14 protein-coding genes are annotated in these 21,338 nt (G+C 41.5%); 9 read left to right on the top strand and 5 right to left on the bottom strand.

Annotated elements, in window-relative coordinates:
* Nucleotides 1–172 precede the first annotated feature (172 nt).
* Both VM932_RS16810 and VM932_RS06575 read left to right on the top strand, forming a co-directional pair.
* A complete protein-coding gene (locus tag VM932_RS16810) occupies nucleotides 173–337 on the top strand; it encodes an ATP-binding protein (RefSeq protein WP_487309603.1) in 165 nt (54 codons plus the stop codon).
* 11 nt (nucleotides 338–348) lie between these two features.
* A complete protein-coding gene (locus tag VM932_RS06575) occupies nucleotides 349–1,617 on the top strand; it encodes a S41 family peptidase (RefSeq protein WP_326277987.1) in 1,269 nt (422 codons plus the stop codon).
* Between the two features lie 479 nt (nucleotides 1,618–2,096).
* Here VM932_RS06575 and VM932_RS06580 read toward each other — a convergent pair whose 3' ends face one another.
* The 5 genes from VM932_RS06580 to VM932_RS06600 all read right to left on the bottom strand — a co-directional run bounded on the left by VM932_RS06580 (nucleotide 2,097) and on the right by VM932_RS06600 (nucleotide 10,296).
* Nucleotides 2,097–3,551, bottom strand: a complete 1,455-nt coding sequence (locus VM932_RS06580) for a sulfatase family protein (protein ID WP_326277989.1) — start codon at nucleotides 3,549–3,551, stop codon at nucleotides 2,097–2,099.
* A 22-nt stretch (nucleotides 3,552–3,573) separates the two neighbouring features.
* Nucleotides 3,574–5,007, bottom strand: a complete 1,434-nt coding sequence (locus VM932_RS06585; RefSeq protein WP_326277991.1) for a RagB/SusD family nutrient uptake outer membrane protein — start codon at nucleotides 5,005–5,007, stop codon at nucleotides 3,574–3,576.
* Between the two features lie 18 nt (nucleotides 5,008–5,025).
* Complete coding sequence (locus tag VM932_RS06590) at nucleotides 5,026–8,430, bottom strand: SusC/RagA family TonB-linked outer membrane protein (protein ID WP_326277993.1); 3,405 nt, start codon at nucleotides 8,428–8,430, stop codon at nucleotides 5,026–5,028.
* A gap of 142 nt (nucleotides 8,431–8,572) precedes the next feature.
* Complete coding sequence (locus VM932_RS06595) at nucleotides 8,573–9,607, bottom strand: FecR family protein (protein ID WP_326277995.1); 1,035 nt, start codon at nucleotides 9,605–9,607, stop codon at nucleotides 8,573–8,575.
* Nucleotides 9,608–9,699: 92 nt separating this feature from the next.
* Nucleotides 9,700–10,296, bottom strand: coding sequence for an RNA polymerase sigma factor (locus tag VM932_RS06600; RefSeq protein ID WP_326277997.1), 597 nt, complete (start codon nucleotides 10,294–10,296; stop codon nucleotides 9,700–9,702).
* A gap of 283 nt (nucleotides 10,297–10,579) precedes the next feature.
* Between VM932_RS06600 and VM932_RS06605 the strand changes: the two genes are divergently transcribed.
* The 7 genes from VM932_RS06605 to VM932_RS06635 all read left to right on the top strand — a co-directional run bounded on the left by VM932_RS06605 (nucleotide 10,580) and on the right by VM932_RS06635 (nucleotide 21,329).
* Nucleotides 10,580–12,307 carry a sulfatase family protein gene (locus tag VM932_RS06605; protein WP_326277999.1) on the top strand — a complete coding sequence of 576 codons (1,728 nt, stop codon included), beginning with the start codon at nucleotides 10,580–10,582 and terminating at the stop codon, nucleotides 12,305–12,307.
* 123 nt (nucleotides 12,308–12,430) lie between these two features.
* Nucleotides 12,431–14,119: a sulfatase family protein gene (locus VM932_RS06610; protein WP_326278001.1), complete on the top strand. Its 1,689-nt coding sequence runs from the start codon at nucleotides 12,431–12,433 to the stop codon at nucleotides 14,117–14,119.
* A gap of 59 nt (nucleotides 14,120–14,178) precedes the next feature.
* Nucleotides 14,179–15,279, top strand: a complete 1,101-nt coding sequence (locus VM932_RS06615; RefSeq protein ID WP_326278130.1) for a formylglycine-generating enzyme family protein — start codon at nucleotides 14,179–14,181, stop codon at nucleotides 15,277–15,279.
* Nucleotides 15,280–15,291: 12 nt separating this feature from the next.
* Complete coding sequence (locus tag VM932_RS06620) at nucleotides 15,292–16,104, top strand: helix-turn-helix domain-containing protein (RefSeq protein WP_326278003.1); 813 nt, start codon at nucleotides 15,292–15,294, stop codon at nucleotides 16,102–16,104.
* Nucleotides 16,105–16,184: 80 nt separating this feature from the next.
* On the top strand, nucleotides 16,185–18,659 hold the full coding sequence (locus tag VM932_RS06625) for a TonB-dependent receptor (RefSeq protein ID WP_326278005.1): 2,475 nt from the start codon (nucleotides 16,185–16,187) through the stop codon (nucleotides 18,657–18,659).
* 325 nt (nucleotides 18,660–18,984) lie between these two features.
* Entirely contained in the window at nucleotides 18,985–20,070 is a 1,086-nt protein-coding gene (locus tag VM932_RS06630) for an efflux RND transporter periplasmic adaptor subunit (RefSeq protein ID WP_326278007.1), read from the top strand.
* Nucleotides 20,067–21,329, top strand: a complete 1,263-nt coding sequence (locus tag VM932_RS06635; protein ID WP_326278009.1) for an ABC transporter permease — start codon at nucleotides 20,067–20,069, stop codon at nucleotides 21,327–21,329. The genes VM932_RS06630 and VM932_RS06635 overlap by 4 nt, the downstream gene beginning before the upstream one ends.
* The last annotated feature ends 9 nt before the right edge of the window (nucleotides 21,330–21,338 follow it).

The following is a 21,338-nucleotide window of genomic DNA, read 5'->3' on the forward strand; positions in this document are numbered from 1 at the left end:
AATTACTTTAGAGTATATTATTTTATACTTTAAAAATAGTATTTTACTCATCTTCTAGTATTACTTTCAAATAAATATAGGCAATGATATACTTATGTAACCCAAATGGAACGGCCCAACAGAACATAAAGCTCCTACTGGCCTCATTTTTTGCTATCCAGCCTGACCCAAAATGAAACCAGTAAATCCGTCAAGGGATTTTGGATTAAAACCCTTATCAGGTGATGCCAAAATAACCTTATTGGACCTTTTGGAAAATTGTTATGGTGATGGCTCGGTGATTATAAGCTCTCAATTACCATTTGACCATTTTTACAGGTTTTTTTATCAGATTTAGCCTATTTAAAAATGTCTTTGGAAAAAGCCCATATCAATTTATACGCTTATACTACAAAAAAGATTTTTGAAAGGAACTATATCAAGGTAAAACAAAGCATTCAAAAAGACAGTTTTAGCAGTCTGGAAGCGAAAAAACTATTTCAACGAATCGTTTCTCAGGTAAACAACGGGCATACCCGAATCCCTTTTCCAATCCCTGAATATATCGCCTATGCCCAAAATGGCGGAACATTGTTTCCTCTAGAAGTGGCCATTGAAAATGGCAAAGCAATGGTAAGAAAAAACTGGTCTGAACATACTGATATTGCAGTTGGATCTGAATTATTAAATATTAATGGACGGCCAATTAAAAAGGTGTTTGAAGATATCTATCCTCAAATTTCTGCCGAACGTTTGTACTTTAGGCATGCTCAATTGGAAAACATGACGCTTCCCAGGTTTTACTGGCTGGTTTTTGGAAAGAAGAATAGCTTTGACGTTGAAATTTTAGCAAATGGCAAACGCCGAAAGTATCATCTAAAGTCCATAAGGGCCGTTGAAGATTTTGAAATGAAAAGAGGTGATATTTTAAAACATAACAGAAATTTACAGTTTCTTGAAAAAGCTTCTGCCTATCTAAGGCCAGGTGATTTTGGAGGCGATTTAGAACAATACAAACACTTCATAGACTCCGCTTTTGTTGAAATAAAGCATAACAACTCCAAAAACCTGATTATAGATTTAAGAAACCATTCCGGTGGTGATGATGCCTTTGGTGATTATTTAGTGTCTTATATCGCCGACAAACCTTTTAAATGGGCATCACGGTTTCAATTAAAAACCAGTCAACAATTGAAAGAAAACACAAGAAGGACGAGAGACACCACCCAAGCCTATTGGCAATCGATCTTAGAACATGAAGATGGCGAAATATATGATTACGACTTTGGGTTTTACGAACCTCAGCCTAAAGAAAAGCGTTTTACTGGTAATGTATACATGATGGTGAATCGGCAATCCTATTCACAATCTACGGTCACAGCCGCTCAAATACAGGATTACGGCTGGGGAACCATTGTTGGAGAAGAAACAGGAGAATATCCTAACCTTTATGCCTCCATTTACAATTATCCCCTATCAAAAACAGGAGTCACTGTTGATGTTTCCAAAGGTAAAATCGAACGCATAAATGGGGTGGATAAAGGCACAGGTATTATCCCCGATATTCTAATCAAAGACCACTTGTTGGATGGGAAAGATGAGATTTTAGAGGGGTTATTGAAAAGTATGGAAGATTAAATCATAAATTGGCAATTACCAATGGATACAATCAATCCAGCCACACCATAATCTACAAGTTAACATCAAGGAGTATAAACTGGATAAATCAAAATGAGTAAATAGCTTCCATTTTTACAATCATACACCCTTTTAAATAACTTGTTTTGCATCAAAAATCATAAATGAGAATTTTATCGGTTCTCATCGTGTTAATAAGCTTGAGCTGTATTGAAGCCGTCAAAAAAAGCATGAAGAGCATACGTCTGATACGGTGAAACGGAGTGAAGTAGCTGACACCTATTTTTCAAAACTGACAGAACTCGGAGACTTCAATGGTGTGGTTCTACAAAAAAAGGCACAGACTTGGGGCTAAAGAAAGCCTTTAATATGCAATCAGATATGATTTTTAGGTTTATGGCATATTAAAAAAGCACGGCTTTCACCGTGCTTTCTCCTGAATCTCTATCAAAAAATTAACTAAACTAAGATAGATTCCTTTAGCCACGATCTTTTAATTGATCGGGACCTTTTACCATATTATCATTATGAATTTTGACTGCTTCATTGATTTTTGCAATGATTTCAGGGTTTTCTTTGGAAATATCATATTTCTCAGATGGATCCACACTCAAATTAAAGAGTAATGGAGTCTCATGCTCCACAGCATCGGGACCATAAGGATCCTGTGTAATGTAATGTGCCTTATAATCGCCTACCCTAGCAGCGTAGAGTTTGTCTCCACGATAGTAGAACATATCATTCCTAGAACTCTTCTGCCCTTCAAACAATACGGGAGCTAAATCCACTCCATCCATAACCCTGTCCGTTGGTATTGGCACGTTAACCATATTGCTGAAAGTGGTAAACAAATCCATAGTAGTTCCCAAATCGGCAACTATACCAGGCTTTATTCTACCCGGTGCCCAAAAAATACAGGGCTCGCGCATTCCACCTTCCCAAGTAGATCCTTTGCCATTTCTTAACAAGCCTGCACTTCCTCCCTCTTCATTCATAATCAACCAAGGACCATTATCGGATGTAAACACCACAATGGTATTCTCTGCAAGGCCATTTTGTTTCAAGGCATCAAGTACTTGGCCAACACTATGGTCTATCTCTTCTACCACATCACCGTATAAACCCCTTGGGCTAGTACCTTCAAATTCTTTTGAAGCAAACAGAGGTACGTGGGGGAGGTTATGTGCCAAATACAAGAAGAAAGGTTCATCTTTTTTCTCGTTGATAAATTTCACAGCCTCTTCGGTATACCGCTTGGTAATGGTATGCTGATCTGCTGGACGTTCAACGATTTCCGTATCCCTCATTAAAGGAACATTAAACGTATTGATGTCCTTTCGTTCTTCGGATTTCCAAAATTCAAAATACCCTCCCATTGACCTAAAGGGAACCACATTGTCCATATCGTTGCTGTAGGGGATTCCAAAATAGGAATCAAAACCATGACTGGTAGGAAGATACTCTTCTTTGTGTCCCAAGTGCCATTTCCCTATTGCTGCTGTTGCATAGCCTGCCTCTTTCATCTGCTCCGCTATGGTAACTTCTTTTTGTGGTAAACCATTGTGCGAATCGGGGAAAAGTACACGAACTTCGCTACTGGCCATACCGCTTCTCACAGGTAGCCTTCCCGTCATTAAAGCAGCACGACTGGGTGTACAAACACTGGCTCCCACATAAAAGTTGGTCCATTTTTGGCCTTCATGGGCCATTTGATCTAAATATGGGGTTCGGATGGTCGGATGCCCGTAAGAACTTAAGTCGCCATAGCCCAAATCATCTGCAAAAATGATGACAAAATTTGGGTTATCCCTTAATGAAACTTCGGCGTCATCCGTTTGCCCCCCTTGATTTCCCTGGCAGGAACAAACTGTGGTTACCACAAGAAATCCTGCGGTAACCCAGAGTATTTTGTTAATATTTTTAAAATTGAACATATTGATTATTTGGTTTTATAAATTAATAACCTGGATTTTGTTCCAAATTGGGATTGGCGTCCAACTCCACTTGGGGAATAGGAAACAATACATGGTAACCCTGTGCATTTTTTCCACGAGCCTGAGCCCTGGAAATAAATACACCATGTCTTATCTGATCTTCACGAGCTTTTTCCTCCCAATAAAATTCCCACTCTCTTTCCTGTAAAATAGCATCACGAAGGGATTCTTTAGTAAACCCTGCCAAAGTATATGGCGTAGCTTCCGCTCTTTCCCTAATATCGTTTATAAGGTCAATAATCTCTTGGGTCGGACCTGAGATTTCGTTCAAAGCTTCGGCCCTACTCAATAAAATATCGGCATAACGAATTACTGGCAGGTCATTTCCTGCCCATGCACCTACGGAATTGGGCTCAAAAGGTAGTTTATATGGAAAAGACTGATCGTTTCCGAGCCCAGTGACCAATTCTCCGGTACTTGTACTTGTATATTCCGTAATAATTTGATCCTTACGGGTATCCGTTTCCTCAAAGGAATTCACGAAGTCATCAAAAAGGTAGGTCCGTGCCGCAAATACAGAGTTGCTCGAAAATGGCATTGGAAAGTCAGGTGGAAAAGTCAGTGCGTTGAGTCCTTGCCCCGTATCTGTCAACGTGGCTCCATCCTTAGGAAGCACCCAGATCAACTCTTGGTTACCTTCGTTGTCGTAAGCAAAAATGTCTCCGTAATCACCGAGTAAATCATATTTCTGCAAATCAATTACGTCTTGAGCGGCATCAGCAGCTTTCTGCCATTGCTTTGTATTCAGGTAAAATTTACAAAGTACTGCCAAAGCTGTCCCTTTTGAAGCTCTTCCAAATTGTGGTTCATCCTTGGGTAAACCGTTTGCCGCTAAAGTTAACTCCTGCTCAATAAATGTACGGGTCTCTTCGGCTGTTGCCCTTGGTTGTAATAGTTCATCTTCAGATGATGTATACAATGGGACCCCTCCGAACCAATTATAAAGGGCTGCATAATTCCATCCTCTTAAAAAATGAGCCTCTGCCTCGGTCAATTGTTTAAAATCTTCCGAAAAGTTTTCATTGTCCAAATTGTCCAGAACAAGATTGGCATCACGAATACTGTTGTAATGTACCTGCCATACCGATAAAAAATGGGCATGATTGGAATCCCAGGTAAAATCCATTTCGGCTACCCAAAGATTTTCAATCGAACCTCCGGCTCCCCATGTTTCACCTGCGGTCATACTACTCATATGGTAAGGGGCCCATGATGATACCGCACCAACCCTATGTCCATAGGTGTAAGCTGAATTTAATAAAAAGGACAGCCCTTTTTCATTGTTCAGGAGGTTGGAGGGCGAAAGTTCTGAAAAAACTTCCTCGTCAAGCTTATCTTCACAAGCTGTAATAACGGTTGCCATTAAGGCAAGTATAACTATTCTATATAATTTCATTTCTTTATGTTTTGAGTCTTAAAAATTAGCAGTCAGTCCCAAAAGGAAAGTACGGGCCAAAGGGTAGCTACTATAGTCCGCCCTTACATTACTCCTACCGAAGGAGTTGGCCTCTGGGTCAAAACCAACATAATTGGTTATGGTAAACAGGTTCTGCCCTGTTACATATACACGCAGTGCATTCAAAAAGTCTAGATTCCTTACTGGAACATTATAGCTGAGCATCACATTCTTCAACCTAAAATATGACGCATCTTGCACGGTAAGGGAATTCACCTTGCTTCCGCCGTAGGCATTGGGATTTACGGATGATGGCCATTTGGTATTTGTATTCTGTGGCGTCCAACGATCCAATATTTGTTCCGCTATCCTGTTTCTTCTAAAGTTTGCAGGATACAACGATTCTATCAAATTGACATTGATAAGGTCGGCCCCCTCTTGACCTTGGAAAAAGAAATCTAATTGAAAATCTTTCCAAGAAATGGAGTTTTGGATACCGTAGGTGAAGTCAGGGAACGGGTTTCCGATAATCGTCTGATCCAATGGAGTAATCGCTCCATCTCCGTTACGGTCTTCAAAAATTGGAAAGCCAGGTTGAGCGGTTGGCTGTGCAGAACCTGCAATATCATCCCCTTCTTGGAATATTCCAGTAACCACATATCCGTAGTAAGAAGCCAATGACTCCCCTTCTTTGATGACAGCTGTATTTCCAACGGATTGGATACTTCCTGTAACAATACTTTCAATACGTCCCAAATCAACCACTTCATTTTTAATGGCCGAGAAGTTCAAGGATGTTTTCCATGAAAAATTATCAGTAGAAATATTGGTCGAGTTGAACAAAAATTCAAAACCACTGTTTCTAACCTCTCCTACATTGGTAAGAATAGAAGAGTATCCTGAAGCAACAGGCAAAGGTAGATTAAACAAAAGATCCTTGGAGCTTTTTACAAAGTAATCCAAAGTAGTGCTAAAACGACCTTGGTGTATAGAAGCATCAAGACCAATATTAAACTGCTCCGTAGTCTCCCATTTTAAGTCCGGGTTGGCAATTCGTTGAGGAATCACAGAACTCTGTAAAGTTCCGTCCAACACAACATTCGGCCCTGTACCAAAGGTTAGTTGCGAAGCATAATTACCTATCTCCTGGTTTCCGGTCTGCCCCCAACTTGCACGTAATTTCAATTGATTGAAGGCTTCAGGTACAAAGTCTTCCTCTTCCAATTTCCAACCAAAGGCAAAGGAAGGAAAGTATCCCCACTTACTATTCGTCCCAAATCGAGAGGAACCGTCCGCACGTAAGGAAGCCGTAAGTAAAAATTTATCAAAAAGCGTATAGTTGACACGTCCTAAATAGGAAAGCAAGGTATTCTCTTCCTTACCACTTTCCAGATCATCATTATTGGTATTACCCAACCCTAAATTGTTGGTGAGCAAATCATCGGTAGGAAAACCACTAATATTTCCTGAGAAAAAACGAGTACTGAATTTTTGATAGGTAGTACCTCCCAGTAATGTAATAACATGGTTTTCATTGAATTCCTTGTTATACGTCATGGTATATTCAAAAAGATAATTGGATCTTTCAAGTACATTGATGTTGGCTATACCTCCTGCAGCAGCACCATATATAGTGTTTGAATTATTATATATATCTCTTCTAGACGTTTGCCTATCTGTACCAAAATTAAATTTCCCTGATAAGTCATCTGTAAAATTATAGTTTAAAAATGCACTCCCAAAAGTCCTGTTGGTCTCATTTTTACTGGATATGGCATTGAGCACGGTAACAGGATTGTTCACTGTTAGGTTTGCCGATTGGGCAAAACTACCATCATCATTGTATATAGGTTCTGAAGGGTCATATAATAAGGATGCATATATAGGCCCCGCGTTTTCATTGGTTTGAATACCGTCCACATTATTGTTGTCCTTTACCAAACTGGTATTGAAATTTAATCCAACTTGGGCTTTCTCACCTATTTTGGTATCAATATTAATTCTTCCGGTATATCGCTTGATTCCTGAGTTTTTTACCACCCCTTCTTGATCAAAGTAATTTAAAGAAGCATAAAAAGATGTTTTCTCCGACCCGCCACTTAAGGATAGGTTATGACTGCTAATAGGAGCCGAACGGAATACTTGGTCTTGCCAATCCGTACCATTGCCAATGGTAGCTATATCCTCTGAAGAGAACACGGGAGGGTTCCCTTGATCTGCTGAAAGGGAATTAATAGCATCAATATATTGGGATGTACTCAAAAGGTCTATTTTCTTGGCCACAGTCTGAAGACCCGCATAGGCGTCATAGGTAATATTGACCTTTCCTTGACTACCTTTTTTAGTAGTTATCAATATAACCCCATTGGCTCCCCTTGATCCATATATAGCCGTAGCTGAGGCATCCTTTAATATTTCAATGGATTGGATATCAGCAGGATTCAACGAGTTCAGGGGGTTTCGTGGACTTTGATTATCTCCTACCTGTGCGGCACCACCCCCACTCAAGTTTGGGCTATTATCTATTGGAAAACCATCGATCACATATAAAGGTTCGTTACTGGCATTCAAAGAACTCGATCCTCGAATTCGAATGGCCAAGCCCCCACCGGGAGCGGAACTTGCCTGGGTTATTTGTACCCCAGCAGCTCTACCCTGCATCATTTGATCAACAGATGCATTGGCTCCTGGATTCATATCATCCTGGCCCAAGGAAGTCACCGAACCAGTCAAATCGCTTTTCTTTTGGGTACCATATCCCACTACCACAATTTCATCCAATGCCGCTGCACTTTCCTCCAATACCACGTTAAGGGTAGTTTGGCCAGCTACATTCACTTCTTTGGAACCAAATCCGATATAGGAGAAAACGAGTATGCTATTTTCATCCGATAATTCTATAGAAAAATTTCCGTCAAAATCGGTCTGCACCCCATTGGTGGTTCCCTTTTCCAGCACACTGGCTCCTGGCAATGGCATACCACCTTTATCGGTAACCGTTCCCGATACCGAAGCCTGGATCAATGGAGTATTTATTTTTGAAGGAATTGAGGTTGGTTTTTTAAATATGATTACTTGACGATCCTGTACTTTAAAGCCTAAATTGAAACGTTCCAGTACGGGCTCCAAAATCATTTGAAGTGTCGCATTCTTTTTGTTTACCGTTATTCGGTCACTTGCAGGAAGGGTACCATCTTTATAAAAAAATATGTATTCGCTGTTCTTTTGGATCTCATCCAATAAGGTTTCCACTTTCACCTCATGTAAGTCGAGGGTCATTTTGGATTGGGCATTGGTTTCCTTCGCAAAAAGCGTTGTCAATCCAACAGCTAAGAAAAGTGCAAAAGATCTCATTAGGTCTAAAATGATGTGTCTGGTCACATTTATGCCCAAAAAATGCGCACATCTAGTGTGATAATTCATAATTTTGTCGTTCAGTTAATAGTTTTGTCGTTAATCTTATGCGATAAAACGCATTACAGGCCAAGGGATGTTGGCGCATCCTTTGGCTTTTTTTATTCTTCTTTTTCAATTTTTCATTGGCAGTAGTTGTTTTTGTTGGTTATTATTTGAGCAATATGCTTTCTTGGTTTTCTACAATTTGAAAATCTGTGGTTTCTTTTATTGTCCTGAGTACTCGAACCATATCTTCGGATAAATCCAAACGACCGGAAAAAGTTTGATACGCCAGTTCATTATTTCCAAAAAAGATGGGTTTGTTATAATATCTGGACAAGCGGGAAGCTATTTCCCCCAAACTACTGTTGTCCAGGGTCAAGAATCCATCCCGCCAAGAGAAATAATCGTCGGGGTCAACCTCCTGGGTACTGATTTTTTTGGATTTTTTGTTAAAGCTGGAAAGTGTTCCCGGCTTCATCAAAAAACCTTTGTCTTCATTTTCATAAGTAATTCTTATACTACCGGATTTAAGTACAGTCTGCATTACTTCATCTTCGGAGTAATGGGATACGTTGAACACGGTGCCCAACACCTCTATACTTTGCTTGCTGGATTTTACCCTAAAAGGTTTATTCTTATTATGGGCCACTTCAAAAATGGCCTCCCCTTCCAAATAGACCTCCCTGGACTTTTTTGAAAATGCAGCAGGAAAAACAAGCTTGGATCCTGAATTGATCCATACTTTGGTGCCATCGGAAAGTTTGATGAAACTTCTTTTTCCATAGGGAACCATAACGGTATTAAAAGTGGGCTTGTCAGTATTTCCTATCTGTTGCTCTATACTTTTTCCGTTCCCCATGCTTACATTGGAACCTGTTTTCGAGTATTCCACATGTCCCTCTTCCTCGTCCAGAGCTACTTGGTTCCCCTCACCTAAAATTACAGTGACCTTGTCCGGATTTTGAGGAGCGGTCTCGGGCATATCCCTTACAAACTGGTCTATCGTGGGTTCGGCAGTGGACTCATTCAAAAAATAACCCAATGTTAAAACAATCGGCAATAAAGCCGCTGCTGCCCAATAAAATTGACGCCTTTTTCGACGTATACGGAGTTCTTCCTCCTTTTTGGCAGATGTGAGTAATCTATTTCGTAAATCGGCCTTTCTTTCTTTTGACCAACCTTTTTTTGGAGTATGATCCATAAGTTTTTACATATTCGAGGGCATAATTGTACACCCTTCCATACATAAGAGGAAGAAATGTGGGGAGTATAGACAAATAAAAATGATTTTTTTTAAAAAAGAAGTAATTGCACCTTTTTGCGAAGTATTTTTAAGCTACGGTACAACAAGGTTCTGGCAGAAGCTTTGGAAACTTCCATATGCTCTGCAATCTCACCATAGGATTTATTCTCAACAAACCGGAGGTGTAGGATGCTCTGTTGGTGGTTAGTGAGAGAATCCATAGCGGTTTTAAGAGCTTGCTTTAAATATTCAACCTGTTCTGCATCTATCCATTTATTCTCCGAAGAAGTCTCGATGTAGTTTGAATCGCTCTTCAACAATCGTTTGAAACTATCTTCTTCGATCAACAATTCCTTGGATTTATTTTTTTTGAATAACCTCCGCTTTAAAGAAGTGGACAGGTAAGCCTTAAGGTTTTGGATTTGCAATGCCTTGTGCCTCGCTTTGAACAAATCCAAAAAAAGGTCATGTACCTGATCTTCCACCCAGGATACATCTGAGACATAATGCAACCCAAACTCCATCAAATGATCTACATGCATATCGTACAAACATCCAAGCGCCTCGATATCCCCACGGTGCAAACGTTCCAACAGCTTTTGTTGGAAATCCAATGCATCGCCCTTTTGATTAGTTGAAAGAGGCATTCTTTGAGTTTGTTTAGTTAGTTGAAGTAGCTTGTATCTGTTGAAAAATTTACAATTGTCAAATTCACAATTATAAACTTATATTTTAACAAGTTTGGATTCAAATATATAAATTTTTTAAACAAATGATAATTTAAGTGTAATATAGAAACATATTAGAATCTTACTTTTTTTCGTTTTTTCAAGGTACACTCCCCGTTTTAAAGAAAAATCCGGATGCCTTGTCTATATCTTGCCCTGGAGTTGCTCTATAAAATATAGGAACCCTATAAAACTCCTACAGATGAACTCCATTTTATCCATGAAGCATATTTTGACCAAAACCAAATCATTCGTATTGTTCTTAATGTTCTTCGTTCCATTCTCTTTTGTTCTATCCCAAAATCAACCCAATATTGTATGGGTGGTTTGCGAGGATATTTCTCCCTACATCGGAGCTTATGGAGATGCTACGGTAAACACTCCTAACATTGATGCCTTGGCACAAGAAGGGGTTCGTTTTACCCGTGTGTATACCACTGCCGGTGTTTGTGCGCCCAGTAGATCTTCCATAATTACCGGAATGAACCAAATATCCATAGGGACCTCCCATATGAGAACAAAGAACAGACCTAGCTTAATGCCCGAGGGAGTTCCTAGTTATTCGGCCGTATTGCCCAAAAATGTGAAGTCATTTCCAGAATATTTAAGAAAAGTGGGGTACTATACCACCAATAATGCCAAGGAAGACTATCAATTTGAAGAGCCGGTAACGGTATGGGACGAAAGCAGTGTGGCGGCCTCATATCAAAACAGGGCTTCTGGACAACCCTTTTTCAGTGTCTTTAATTTTGCCATTTCCCACGAGTCTCAAATCATTTCCCCACCAGATTCTTTATACCATCAACCTGATGATATGGTTTTGCCCCTGTATTACGAGAACACGGCACAAATGCGACACGATAAAGCGGCCCTGTATACTAGAATTGAACAAATGGACAGTCATGTTGGCGAGCTTGTATCACAATTGAAAAAAGATGGGGTTTACGACAATAGCTACGTCATATTCTATAGCGACCACGGGGGCAACCTGCCATGGATGAAACGGGAGGTTCTGGAACGGGGGTTACATATTCCCTTTATAGTCAAATACCCAAAAGGAACCTATGCGGGCACAGTGAACAATGACCTAATCAGTTCTATTGACTTCGCTCCAAGCATGCTTTCCATTGCAGGGGCAGAAATACCCGATTATTTACAGGGAAAGGCCTTTTTGGGACCTAAGAAGAGTCAAGAAAAAAATCAATATGTGTTTGCAGGCAGAGATAGAATGGCCAATAAATATGATCGGGTTCGCTCTGTTAGTGACGGCACATTTAGATACGTTTACAATTTTGTCCCCGAAGTATCAAAATATCAAGATTTGGCTTATAGAAAACAAATGGCCAGTATGAAGGAAATCATTGCAATGAGGGATGCCGGCACCATTACGAATCCCTTTTTAATGGACTGGTTTAAAACCCCCAAGCCCCAAGAAGAATTGTATTATACAGCCAAAGACCCGGATGAAGTCCATAATTTGGCAGATGAACCATCGTATCAGAAAAAGAAAGAAGAATTAAAACAAGTACTGTTTCAATGGTTGGAAGATGTAGGGGATATGGGTGAAATTCCCGAAAAGGAAATGGTATTGGACATTTGGTGGCAAGGAAAGGGTGAGGCTCCCAAAACCAGTAAACCTATTATTGACAAAAGCGCTGATGGCATATCCATTTCTTGTGATACCGAAGGTGCGTCGATTGGCTATCGTATTTTTGAAGGGCCAATCAGTGATAGCACAATCGCCCGAAAAGTAAAAACTTGGGATTTCTATTACTTAATGCCTCAAAATGACAAAACAACAGTTACTGTTCCCAAACCATGGTCGGTTTATAAAGGAGGTATAATTCCCCTTAAAAAGGGGCAAACCATACAGATAAATGCACACCGTATTGGATATACACCTACTGAAACAACCTTTAAATTCAATTAAATTACAGTGTAAAAAGAAAAAAGCACACAAAGAACAAACCATAAAACAACCTGAACCCCAATAGCTTTTTATTAACTTTAGCAATTAAGGGATTTTGCACACATCGTTTATATTTAAGAACCAATGATACATCAACTAAGCAAACCAATTACCAACCTACTGTACATCTTTCTTGGATCCCTTTTACTGGTTTCCTGTAAGAGTAATTCAAAAAAGGATGAAACTCAAAAAGAAGAAAGTAAAAAAAGACCCAATATTGTTTTTATAATAAGCGATGACCATGCCTATCAAGCCATAAGTGCTTATGGCGGACGATTGGCTGAAGTTGCTCCAACGCCAAATATTGATAGAATCGCCAAGGAAGGAATGCTATTTGACAATTGCTTGGTCACAAACTCCATCTGTGGGCCATCAAGAGCAACCATCCTCACAGGTAAGTACAGTCATCAAAACGGATTTATTGACAATACCATTGGTACCAAATTCGATTTTAGCCAACAGACATTTGGAGAACTCCTCCAACAAGCTGGATACAAGACAGGGGTTTTGGGAAAACTGCACTTGGGAGATACCCCGTCCAAAGGCTTTGATTATGTGGATATCCTACCTGGACAAGGCTCCTATTACAACCCTACCTTCATCAACGAGGAAGGACAGTATCAATTGGAGGGCTATACCACCGAAATTATTACCGACAAGGCGATTCAATGGATGGATTCCGTTAAGTCCCAAAAGCAACCTTTTATGCTGTTTCTTGGACATAAATCCCCACACAGGCCTTGGCAGCCCGGCCCCAATGAATTGGGCATGTACGAAAATGTTGAGATTCCTGAACCTGAAACCTTGTTTGATGACTATTCAGGAAACAGGGAGGTAGCTTCCTTAAACTATATGTCCATTTCCGAAGCAATGAAAATGGAACAAGATATCAAAATAACGGACCAGCCTCAAAATGGTTTTACCGCGGAACAACAAAAAATGTGGGACTCCATCTATGGCCCGATCAATGTAAAATTCAAAAAGGACAATCCTCAAGGCGACGATCTCACCCGATTCAAGTACCAACGCTATATGCGGGATTACCTAGCCAGTGTGGCCGGGGTAGACAAAAGTGTAGGCCACGTCTTGGACTATTTAAAAGATGCTGGACTAGATGAGAATACCATAGTCATCTATACCTCCGACCAAGGGTTCTATTTAGGGGAGCACGGTTGGTTCGATAAGCGGTGGATGTACAAAGAATCCTTACGCACCCCATTATTGGTCAAATGGCCCGGAACGGTTAAGCCCGGAACGGTCAATACCAATTTGGTTTCCAATCTGGATTTTGCCGAAACCTTTCTCGACATTGCAAAAACCGAAATTCCGGAAGGCATGCAAGGAAAAAGCATAGTGCCCGTTTTGGAAGGAAATACACCATCCGATTGGCGAAAGGCTCATTATTATCATTATTACGAGCACCCTTCGGAGCACGATGTAAGACGTCATTATGGAATTACCACCGATAGGTATAAATTGATTCACTTCTATTACGATATGGATGTGTGGGAATTGTATGATTTGCAGAAGGACCCCAATGAACTGAGCAACATTTACGGAAATCCCGAATATGCAGAGGTTCAGGACAAACTACACAAACAATTGGAAGAGCTCAGGATAAAATATGAGGACAATGATTCCTTAAACCAACAATTTATAGAGGAATACAATGAAAAAGTGAAAAAAAATCCTTTGATCGAGTATTGGAAGCTTTCTCCGGAAGAGATGAAAAAACTGTATCAAGAATATTTAAAAAACAGGAAAAAAACTTGAACATCTCACGAACCATTGCAGAATACTTGGGACAAAAACGTTTAAAAACCGAAAACAAAATGACATCTCAGCATACCTTTTCTTTTTACTTTTTATTATTTGCCCTGCTTACAAGCTGTAAATCCAAAACGGACCAATCAAAAGAAAGTGTTGGCACTTCCAAAACAACTGAGCATGTAAAGCCAAGCAAAGCTCCCAGTGAAGCTCCCGAAGGTATGGTTTGGATACCTGGAGGGGCATTTTACCAAGGTGCTGTAGAATCGGATAAGATGGCCATGGCACACGAGAAGCCAAGGCACCCAGTTGCGATAGATGGTTTTTTTATGGACATTCATGAGGTAACCAATGCCCAGTTTGCCAAATTTGTTGAGGAAACTGGCTATGTTACCATGGCCGAACGTGAGATTGATTGGGAAGAAATGAAAAAGCAGTTGCCCGAAGGCACTCAAAAACCCCATGATTCCATTCTACAACCGGGTTCTTTGGTTTTTAAAAAAACAAAATCCAGTGTCCCCAACCTGTATGATTACTCCCAATGGTGGGAATGGAAAATCGGTGCCAGTTGGAAGCATCCCAATGGCCCCGACAGCAATATCGATGGCAAAGAAAACCATCCCGTGGTTCATATAGCCTACGAGGATGCACAGGCCTATTGTAAATGGGCAGGGCGTAGATTGCCCACGGAAGCTGAATGGGAGTTTGCGGCCCGTGCCGGAAAAACGGACAGCAAGTTTTTTTGGGGCAACGACATCGATCAGCTCAGTTCCCATGCCAATTCTTGGGAAGGCGAATTTCCTGTGGAAAATACGATGGAAGACGGTTTTGAACGCAGAGCGCCGATCATGAGCTATCCAAAAAACGATTTTGGCCTTTACGATATGGCCGGCAACGTTTGGGAATGGACCAGCGATCGGTACAACACGAACTACTATCAAAAGCTGGCTTCGAGCGGGGAGGTCGCACAGAACCCAACAGGGGCAACAACTGCCTTCAACTCAAATAACCCTTATGCCAAGGAACGCGTCATCAAAGGTGGATCGTTCCTCTGTAGTGCTTCTTACTGTGCAAGCTATAGAATTTCGGCGCGCATGGCCACTAGTCCGGATTCGGGTATGGAACATTTGGGCTTTAGAACCGTTCGCTCAGCGAATATGCCCTAATTTTAGTGACCTATGGGTACAGCAATTAAAGTGAACAACAAGATTTCACATGCACTGGATATAAAAATCGAGCCCTTTGATGTGAACAAACGCTATACCAGACCACACCGGCACAATAAGTATCTGGAACTGGTTTATTTTTGCAAGGGATCAGGTTTTCACCATATGGATCAAGATTCGTATGAAATCAAACCTCCCATTGCCTTTATCATCAAAAAAGGTGAAGTGCACCATTGGCAGATCGATACCGTACCCGAAGGGTATGTTGTTATAATTAAAGATGGTTTTTTGGACAAAACATTGGACAAACACATCAATGATCAATTCAGACAACTTGAAAATCACCGAGCATTTGAAGTACCCATTGATGCAATGCTCAATTCCCTCTTTAAATTGGCCTCCGAACTGGTTAAGGACCAAGCAAAAGGTTCCCAAATTACCGTGGAAGGAATTCTTAAGGCCCTGCTGTCCAAAATATTGCACTACGCACCCAACAAATCCCATCTGGAACAGAATTTGGCATTTAATTTTAAACAGCTACTTCAAGAAAGCCCAAAAAATGATGTCTCACATTACGCTGATTTATTGCATACCACCTCCCAGAACCTGAACACGCATTGTAAAAAGGAGTTCGGCAAGACGGCTTCACAGGTAATTGCACAACATATTGTACAAGAAGCAAAACGCCAACTCACCTATACCAACCTTTCTATAAGCGAGATAGCTTATGCCTCAAATTTTAAGGACAGCTCCCATTTTATAAAATATTTTAAGCGGTTTGAAGGTGTGACCCCGCTACAGTTCAAGAAAGGCAAGGTTTTATAGATACCATTCTTTTTTCAAAAGGACTATAATCACACTATTGCGGCATTTAATTTTGAGGCAAATAATATCAGCCTTAAACTATGCCGTCCAGATTCCACCTCTGCTTCCTTTTGCTCTTGTTCACAACCGTTACATCCGCCCAGATTACTGGAAAAATTGTCGATGCAACGGAGCAAAACCCCTTGGAATATGCCACTGCGGCCCTCTATGACCAATCTTCCGAACAGCTGATTACGGGAGTCATCACGGATTTGGATGGAAACTTTAACATGGAGGGAGTAAAAAAAGGCACCTATTATCTTGAGGCCTCATTTATAGGATATCGCACAAGGGTGGTCAAGGATATTGAAATCCCTAATAGAAACGCTAAAATACAGCTTGGCACCATAGCATTGTCCATGGGCGAAAATCAACTGGATGAAGTTGTTGTTGAGGGGGAACGGGCGGCCATCATCAACAAAATTGATCGACAGGTTTTCGATGCCACCAATTTTCAGAACAGTCAAGGGGGAAGTGCCACGGATGTGATACGGAACATTCCTTCGGTCACGGTAAACGGTTTGGGCGAAATCAATGTGCGGGGCAGTAGTGGCTTTGTAGTCTTGCTCAATGGCAAACCGGTGCAGGGAGGTGCAACGACCTTATTGAACCAACTACCTGCCAACTCCATTGACCAAGTTGAAGTGATTACAGCTCCTTCGGCCAAGTATGATCCTGAAGGAAAGGCTGGAATTCTCAACATAATCACCAAAAAAGGAGCTATTGACGGGGCATTTGCCCAAATCAATATAAAAGGGGGATTCCCATCCATAGAAAAATATGACAACGCAGAGGCCCATCAACGTTATGGCATTGATGCTACCTATAACGTGATCAAGGGCGATTGGAACATTTCCCTTGGGGCCAACTACCAGCAAAATGACCTTGGAGGACGACGCGAAGGGGATGTCTTTACCATCATTAACGATACATTGACCCAGTTTCCATCCGACGGGGAACGCAGTTTTGACGAGGTGAACTATAGCGGAAGGTTTTCGGTGGATTACACCCCGGACAGTACCAATACATATTCCCTCGGTTTTTATGCAGGCAAACGCAGCAAGGACAGGACTGCGGACATCCTTTATTATGACAACCATGCCATAACACCGGCAATGGGCGGGAATCGTGTGTATACCATGCAGTACTTTAACGAGAACCTGAGGATCAGAAAAGGGGACTTTGTTTTGGGAAGCCTGGATTATGCCCACATCTTTAACAATACCTCCAAACTTTCCACTTCATTCCTATATGAGTATACCTTGTTGGGAGGCCCGACCACCAACCGCAATCTCGGGTACCCGGATACAAACACGGTTCTACAGGACGAATACAATACCAACGACAACCCTTTGCACGGAATTCGCTTTCAGCTGGATTATATATGGAGTCCTTTTTCCTTTGGGCAATTGGAAACAGGTTACCAGTACCGATTGTTGGATCATACGGGCGATTTTGTTTATGAAAGAAGAAACAATGCAACTGGGCAGTTTGAACTGGTACCGGAATTTTCAAGCGAGGTGGACCTCAAAAGAAAACTACATTCCGGCTATGCCCAATTGAGTGGTAAAAAAGGGGCATGGGAATATTCAGCGGGAACAAGGGTCGAGGCCATGGATCGGGAATTTGACCTTAGGGACAAGACCAATACCATAGACACCACCTATGTGTACGATTACGTAAAACTGTTCCCATCCGCTTCGGTGCAATACACCTTTAAGAACAAAACCAAAGTAAAAGCCGCCTATAGCAAAAGAGTGGAACGCACCACCACATTTAAAATGAACCCGTTTCCAGAACGAGAACACTCCGAGACCTTGGAACAGGGAGACCCTACATTAAAGCCAGAATTTATTGATTTGTTCGAGTTGGGAGCAACCAAAAACTTCAAAGGGGGAAACTCGGTTTATGCCACGGTTTATTACCAAGATGTAAAAAATCTGGTCAACCGTGTCAATACTATCTATAACGATACCATCTTGAACCGAATATATAGCAATGTGGGCAAGGCCCGCTCCCTAGGCTTGGAAATCGGAGCTCAAATCAGCCCCACCAAAAACTGGTCCAACTTTATCGGGTGCAATCTCTATACCTACAAAATAGATGGCTCTTTTGATGGAAGACCGGTGGATTCCGAAACCTTTGTATATTCCATTAACGCCAATAGCACCTTTGATTTTTCGGAAACGGCATCACTTCAGTTCACCTTCAATTATATTTCGGATAGAAACACGGCCCAAGGAGAGGATTCCAGGTTCTATTCCCCCAACCTAAGCTTCCGAAAATCCTTTTTCAATGACCGCCTGAGCGCAACATTGCAATGGCAGAATATGGACCTAGGGCTAATGGACACCAATGAGCAAAGAATCACCACTTCTAGGGAAGGTGGGTTTTATACCACCACAAACTACGTCTACGAAGTGGATATGATCATCCTCAACCTCTCCTATACCTTTAATAACAGCACGAACAAATCAAGGTTCATCGACAGTGAATTTGGAAAAAAAGAATTTTAATCGATTATTGAAACCATAAATTATTTAAAAAAGCACTAAATACACAGGGGGCAATTCTCTGTTTTTGGATACCCTACACCTCCTCCCCTTTAACAATGCCCACCAAAATCAGGTAGCACCCAAAAGCATTTTTTTATAATGTCCTTTTTGATGGACAGCAAGCACACCTGTATTCCATTTCGAAGGATTCACTATTAGGGAATGATGGCTCTCTCGCAATCATTTGAATCAGTATCGAGTTGGATTATGATATGTTTACTGATCTTGCTCATATTTCAAATCGGTATTTTATTGGTAATTTGAACAATATCCCATGCCTATTGCGATGAAATACTTTTTGCTGTTTACCATTTTCTCTTTCCTCCTATGCTCTTGTGCCAAAAAAAGGGAGCAAATATATCCAGAAAAACTCCCGATGACCGAATCCGTTTATGCTTCCGCAACCGTACAGCCCGACAGCATGTATCAGGCGTATTCCGTAGCCATGGGCATTCTGGACAAAATCTGGGTGGAAGAAGGGGATAAAGTGGCCAAGGGAGACCAGATACTACAAATCACCAACACCTCCCCTGAACTGAACCAGAAAAATGCCCGATTGGCCCTCGAATTGGCCAAAAAAAATTACAGTGGCACTGCGGCAGTACTGAGCAGTATCGAGGATGAAATCCAAGCGGCAAAACTCCAGCTCAAAAACGATTCCATAAACTATAACCGTCAAAAAAAACTCTGGAACCAAAACATTGGCTCCAAAGTGGAGTTTGACAACAAAAAACTGGCCTATGAACTATCCCAAAACCAGCTGGAACTCCTAAAAAAGAAATTCGATCAGGCCAAAAACCAACTGGAAACCCAACTTAGACAGGCCGAGAACAATTATAAAACCTCACTCACGACCACCAACGATTTCACCATCAAGAGCAAAATAAAAGGAACGGTGTATGCGCTCTACAAAAATCCGGGGGAAATTGTGAATACCGTGGAGCCTGTGGCAACCATAGGCAAAAGCGATATGTTTGTTGTGGAGTTGTTGGTGGACGAGGTGGATATCGTGAAACTCCATATCGGGCAGAAGGTATTCATCACGCTAGACTCCTATGGAGAAACCGTTTTTGAAGGTACCTTGGACAAAATCTACCCCAGAAAAGATGAACGTTCACAAACTTTCAAGGTAGAAGCATTGTTCAATGACCCACCGGAAACCTTGTATCCCGGCCTTTCCGGAGAGGGGAATATTGTCATTGCCGAAAAAAAAGAGACCCTTGTCATTCCAAAAACATATTTGATCAATGGGTCCAAAGTGCTTACGGATGAGGGTGAAACATCTGTAACCATCGGACTTGAAAACATGGTTCTAGTGGAGATTCTGGACGGAATCAACGAAAACACGGCCATATACAAACCTGAACCATGATCAATTGGAACGTGATATTGGGCATAGCCAAGACCCATCTTCTCACCAAGATGAAATCCACCGTGACTGCCACACTGGGGGTCACCTTCGGGATAGGCTCCTACATCACCCTAGTAAGTTTCATGACAGGACTGAACACCATGTTGGATGATCTGGTACTGAACCAAACTCCCCACATTCACATCTATAACGAGATCCGTCCCTCCCCTGAACAACCCATCGCCCTTTATGACGATTTCAACAATGCATTTAACGTGGTGCACTCCATAAAACCCAAATTGAGCCAAAAAAAGATCCACAATGCCCTTCCCATTCTTAATTATCTGAAAAAACAGCCAAACGTGGATGGGGCAACTCCACAGCTCAGGGCACAGATCTTTTATATATCCGGTTCCATGGAGCTGGGTGGTAACCTTATCGGGGTAGATATCATGGAAGAAGTCAGGTTGTCCAACCTACGGGACAATATTGTGGAAGGCTCCCCCGAAGCCTTGAAAAATAATGAGAATGGTATTCTATTGGGATCCGGGCTTGCCGAAAAAATGTCTTTATCGCTTGGTGACAGGGTGCAGATAAGTACGGTGTCCGGAAATATATTTCCCTTGAAAATAGTGGGCATTTACCAAAGTGGCATTGCAGAAGTGGACAATATACAGAGTTTCACCAACCTGAAGACCGTGCAGCGCATTTTGGGGGAAGCAGAGAATTATGTCACGGATATCAACATCAAATTGCTGGACATTACAGAGGCCCAATCGATGGCGGAACAATTGGAAAAACAGTTCAATGTCAAGGCAATGGGAATCAACGAGGCCAATGCACAGTTTGAAACGGGATCAAACATCAGGAACCTTATCACTTATGCCGTCTCCATCACCCTGCTCATTGTGGCCGGATTTGGTATTTACAACATCTTGAACATGCTCATTTATGAAAAAATGAAGGACATTGCCATACTCAAGGCGACCGGATTTTCTGGAACGGACGTGCAACTTATCTTTATGGGGCAGGCCATGATCATTGGTATCGCAGGTGGCATTTTGGGACTGTTGATCGGGTTTGTGCTCTCAAAACTTATCGACCAGACCCCTTTTGAGACGGAGGCGCTGCCCACCATCACCACTTATCCCGTAAATTACGATCCGACCTATTATGTCATTGGGATCATTTTTGCCCTTTTGTCAACCTTTGTTGCGGGCTATTTGCCCTCCAACAGGGCCAAAAATATCGATCCTGTAAAAATCATCAGAGGAACCTGAACCCGCGTT

Origin of the sequence: Flagellimonas halotolerans, from assembly GCF_035818535.1 — a bacterium.
Lineage (GTDB): Bacteria > Bacteroidota > Bacteroidia > Flavobacteriales > Flavobacteriaceae > Flagellimonas > Flagellimonas halotolerans.

What these genes read in the sequence shown, in the direction of transcription:
- VM932_RS06610 (WP_326278001.1), top strand. Translation starts at nt 12,431, where the DNA reads ATGATACATCAACTAAGCAAACCAATTACCAACCTACTGTACATCTTT.
- VM932_RS06635 (WP_326278009.1), top strand. Translation starts at nt 20,067, where the DNA reads ATGATCAATTGGAACGTGATATTGGGCATAGCCAAGACCCATCTTCTC.
- VM932_RS06625 (WP_326278005.1), top strand. Translation starts at nt 16,185, where the DNA reads ATGCCGTCCAGATTCCACCTCTGCTTCCTTTTGCTCTTGTTCACAACC.
- VM932_RS06630 (WP_326278007.1), top strand. Translation starts at nt 18,985, where the DNA reads ATGAAATACTTTTTGCTGTTTACCATTTTCTCTTTCCTCCTATGCTCT.
- VM932_RS06615 (WP_326278130.1), top strand. Translation starts at nt 14,179, where the DNA reads ATGACATCTCAGCATACCTTTTCTTTTTACTTTTTATTATTTGCCCTG.
- VM932_RS06585 (WP_326277991.1), bottom strand. Translation starts at nt 5,007, where the DNA reads ATGAAATTATATAGAATAGTTATACTTGCCTTAATGGCAACCGTTATT.
- VM932_RS06600 (WP_326277997.1), bottom strand. Translation starts at nt 10,296, where the DNA reads ATGCCTCTTTCAACTAATCAAAAGGGCGATGCATTGGATTTCCAACAA.
- VM932_RS06575 (WP_326277987.1), top strand. Translation starts at nt 349, where the DNA reads ATGTCTTTGGAAAAAGCCCATATCAATTTATACGCTTATACTACAAAA.
- VM932_RS06590 (WP_326277993.1), bottom strand. Translation starts at nt 8,430, where the DNA reads ATGAATTATCACACTAGATGTGCGCATTTTTTGGGCATAAATGTGACC.
- VM932_RS06595 (WP_326277995.1), bottom strand. Translation starts at nt 9,607, where the DNA reads ATGGATCATACTCCAAAAAAAGGTTGGTCAAAAGAAAGAAAGGCCGAT.
- VM932_RS06580 (WP_326277989.1), bottom strand. Translation starts at nt 3,551, where the DNA reads ATGTTCAATTTTAAAAATATTAACAAAATACTCTGGGTTACCGCAGGA.
- VM932_RS06620 (WP_326278003.1), top strand. Translation starts at nt 15,292, where the DNA reads ATGGGTACAGCAATTAAAGTGAACAACAAGATTTCACATGCACTGGAT.
- VM932_RS06605 (WP_326277999.1), top strand. Translation starts at nt 10,580, where the DNA reads ATGAACTCCATTTTATCCATGAAGCATATTTTGACCAAAACCAAATCA.
- VM932_RS16810 (WP_487309603.1), top strand. Translation starts at nt 173, where the DNA reads ATGAAACCAGTAAATCCGTCAAGGGATTTTGGATTAAAACCCTTATCA.